This window comes from Methanohalobium sp., assembly GCF_018609725.1.
Classification (GTDB): Archaea; Halobacteriota; Methanosarcinia; order Methanosarcinales; family Methanosarcinaceae; genus Methanohalobium.
In genome coordinates this window covers 1-3,118 of the sequence record NZ_JAHENT010000081.1, presented here as the reverse complement: position 1 = coordinate 3,118, position 3,118 = coordinate 1, and the positions used below count along the sequence as shown (strand labels likewise).

Here is a 3,118-nt window from a genome sequence, read left to right as displayed (position 1 = left end):
TAAAATGAAGTTAACACTATACTAACAAAATCTGTATAGTCTTGTGTCTGACGAGGTAATGGGGACATATAAAACAATACTTTAGACTGAAGAATTATTTTCTTATAAAATATATCCATAGATTTCGTTGTGATTGTGAGTTTATGGAAGTCTTGACTAACATCATATTCTTCCTCATCGACAACTATTTTTGCGTCATCAAATGTTTGCATATATATTAAGAATATATACAAGGTTAAAAATCTTTGGTAGAAACTAACTACTACTAGGAAGTTAATATATATTACTATACATAAATCTACCAAAGTATATCTAGTAAATATGAAACTAAAAAACCATAAAGTTCAAAGAAAATATTCTTTTTAAATAGTGTGAAAATATAATAAGTATAAATAAGTGAAACTTTTACTATACTAATATACCACACACTTACTTCTTTTCAAAGTAGTTTATTGCTTTGCAAATGATATCGTATTTCGAGCCATTGCAGTTACTACTTCTTCTGGATTCGCATTCGAAAGTTCTTCAACTTGTTCACCATCGACTTCAATCGTCACAACATTCCCAAATTCAGTATTTTCAACAGTCTGCCTAACAATTTGGTCATTTACATCATATTCGGCATATGTTTTATCACCATCAATTAAATCAATACGGCTAAACGATTTGAATTGTCCATCGATTGGAGACTGTTCGAACTCTGACACAAACTCTTCAAGAGTAGTCTTGTTAAACATTACACTCTTTACTTGACATTAAAACCCTATAGTATTTTTGCCAAACTGATATGTATCCAACAAAATATAAAGAATCGTTTAAAACTGTTATTGAAGAAACAGACGACTTTGTTATTTTTGATGAGAATAATTTTGACACAACTTATCATATTATTAAAACAGAAGGTGTTGCTAATGAAACGCTTGTATCTGAACTCCGCAGAGTTCACAAATTGCTGATTGTAAAACACTCGACTAGTAAGTTGAACGGGTTTAAAGCTTATTATATCTTCCCAAAATTGTTCTTCTAAGTATCTATAATTAACTCTTGTTTACTGTCACTTCGTAGACCGTATATTCTTCGTTTCCAGTAACGATACCAATATACCCTTGTTCAACATTCATCGTAAGTTTTTCACGGTCATGAACAGGATTGTTAACGATTTCAGCGTTGAAGTCTCGAATAAATTGCGTTTCCATCGTATTAAGATTGGTCGCAAATATACAGCCACCAATATTACTATATGCAACACCGTCAGCACGCCCAAGATTAATTCCGTAGTTTTGACTACAGCTTCGAGAATTAAAAGTATTTAATTTGTCACCTGTTGTAATGTCGAATATATCAATCTTGTCGTTAGATGCATTATAAACAATTGCAACATTATTTACAACTGTTCCGTTATACACAATATCGCTTCCAGTTGAAATAGAATATGAGACATTTTCATCATCAATTCGTTCCAAGTCAACTGTATTTCCAGATGAATCAATCGACTGTAAAATTACTTCATAGTCACCATCACCGTCATAATCTGTCTGATATGATGTAACAATACGGTCTTCTGACTCAGAATATCCGACAACAGGTTCGACTTTTGTAGCTCCTGCTGCACCTGGTGGGTCAGATGCTACTTGGGGAGTGATGTTTGTTCGTTTACCTGTTGTGAAATCTGTCGAAAACCCTCTATACTCATGTTCCGTGCCTGCGAAAGACCCATCAACATCGAAGATTGCAACATACTTGTTGTTTTTGTATGCTTGCTGTGTCCAAGCAGGATAATCTTCGTTGGTTTTATTAAACAGTTGATTTCCATCTCTATCATACCCATAGAACGATTTATTATTATTATCTCCATCAGACTGTCGTTGCGGAGAAAGTGAGTTCGCTCTATTCACTAACATATAACTAGATAAGTCAGAATAATCTTTCCGCATATAATACCACGAACTACCATCAAATTGTGAGTGGTCAATAATTTCAGTCCGTAACCCTGTTTTTAGATTAACTTGATAGGTCTTATTAGCTCGTGGAGCATTAATAACTGCTTTATGACCATTATCATAGATGAGCGAACCGAAATAATATATATTGTCACTACCAGAATACGAATTTACTTGCGTTACATCAATGCTCGTAATCTCAAAATTAGCATCACCAGAAGTAGCTATGGTTGTCCGAAGAACTGTTTCTTCGCCTGACTCAGTAACACCAACAACTGTTACAATATCACCTTTTGTAACTGTAACTGTTTTTTGCTCTCCAATCGAGTTAAGTTGCACTTTTTCATTCCCATTTACTAAAATCTTAATATATTCCGCATTTTGATTATTAACCCATTGAAAAGTTATTTGTCCACTATCATCTTCATAAATAGTAACACCTGATTGAGCAATTTCTTTTTCACTTCCTAAGTCTAAAACAAATACACCGATTGTTACACTTAAAAATACAGTAATTGCTACAACAAGAATCACTCCAACGACAGGAGATGTAGCACGGTTTATTTTTTTGTAACGCATTATATTTAATTAGATGTTATAGTATTATATAAATGTTTTTAAAATTTCGTGAAAACAGGGTGAAATTAGAAACTGGATAGGCGGTTACCCATAAAACCTACCTATCCAAATACATATTTATTTTGTAACTATTTAAATGTTTTGTTTAACTTGAAATTTCAAATAAAAAATTGATAATTGAATATAATCCCGAATAAGAAGAACTCATGCCGTCGGACAAGATACCACTAACTACATACTACCTCTAACGCTTAAACACTTATGATATTAGGTCTGTGTTTTTGATTCATTCATATCAATACGGTTTGTGCTGACATGTATATAAGTTAATTTTGGTGGGGTTGTTGATGTGACGGGAAACTCATTAAATGTTGTTGATGAAATATTAGAATCATAATTTAAGGTTGCACCTTGTGACACATCGGTTGAACCCGAGATAACCGCCCCTGTAACAGAGCTAGACCCACTCCCGATGCAAACTGTTGCTGTCGAACGGTTACATGATTTACCATTACTCGGTCCACGACCATTTGATTCAGACGGTGCATATATAACACCTTCAAACACTCCAGATTGCGTAATTCGGACAGAAATATCAG

General features: G+C 33.6%; 5 protein-coding genes and 1 pseudogene. 1 reads left to right on the top strand and 5 read right to left on the bottom strand.

Annotated elements, in window-relative coordinates; all coding sequences use genetic code 11:
• Positions 1 to 212 (bottom strand): hypothetical protein (locus QZ276_RS05025; protein ID WP_292485860.1); only part of this gene is annotated, 212 nt, incomplete at its 3' end.
• A 237-nt stretch (positions 213 to 449) separates the two neighbouring features.
• Positions 450 to 707 (bottom strand): hypothetical protein, encoded by a 258-nt coding sequence (locus tag QZ276_RS05020; protein WP_292485859.1) that lies wholly within the window; start codon positions 705 to 707, stop codon positions 450 to 452.
• A gap of 80 nt (positions 708 to 787) precedes the next feature.
• On the opposite strand from QZ276_RS05020, the gene QZ276_RS05015 reads away from it, so the two are divergent.
• Positions 788 to 1,027 carry a hypothetical protein gene (locus QZ276_RS05015; RefSeq protein ID WP_292485857.1) on the top strand — a complete coding sequence of 80 codons (240 nt, stop codon included), beginning with the start codon at positions 788 to 790 and terminating at the stop codon, positions 1,025 to 1,027.
• A 10-nt stretch (positions 1,028 to 1,037) separates the two neighbouring features.
• On the opposite strand, the gene QZ276_RS05010 is transcribed toward QZ276_RS05015, so the two are convergent.
• The 3 genes and pseudogenes from QZ276_RS05010 to QZ276_RS05005 all read right to left on the bottom strand — a co-directional run.
• Positions 1,038 to 2,279 carry a hypothetical protein gene (locus QZ276_RS05010; protein ID WP_342765700.1) on the bottom strand — a complete coding sequence of 414 codons (1,242 nt, stop codon included), beginning with the start codon at positions 2,277 to 2,279 and terminating at the stop codon, positions 1,038 to 1,040.
• 63 nt (positions 2,280 to 2,342) lie between these two features.
• Positions 2,343 to 2,519: pseudogene (locus QZ276_RS11535) on the bottom strand (archaellin/type IV pilin N-terminal domain-containing protein); the annotation flags it as partial.
• Between the two features lie 267 nt (positions 2,520 to 2,786).
• Positions 2,787 to 3,118, bottom strand: a 332-nt coding sequence (locus QZ276_RS05005) for a hypothetical protein (protein WP_292485853.1), incomplete at its 5' end; no start/stop codon positions are given.

Bases quoted from the DNA above. Each gene is read 5' to 3' on its own strand.
- QZ276_RS05015 (WP_292485857.1), top strand. From the start codon at position 788: ATGTATCCAACAAAATATAAAGAATCGTTTAAAACTGTTATTGAAGAA.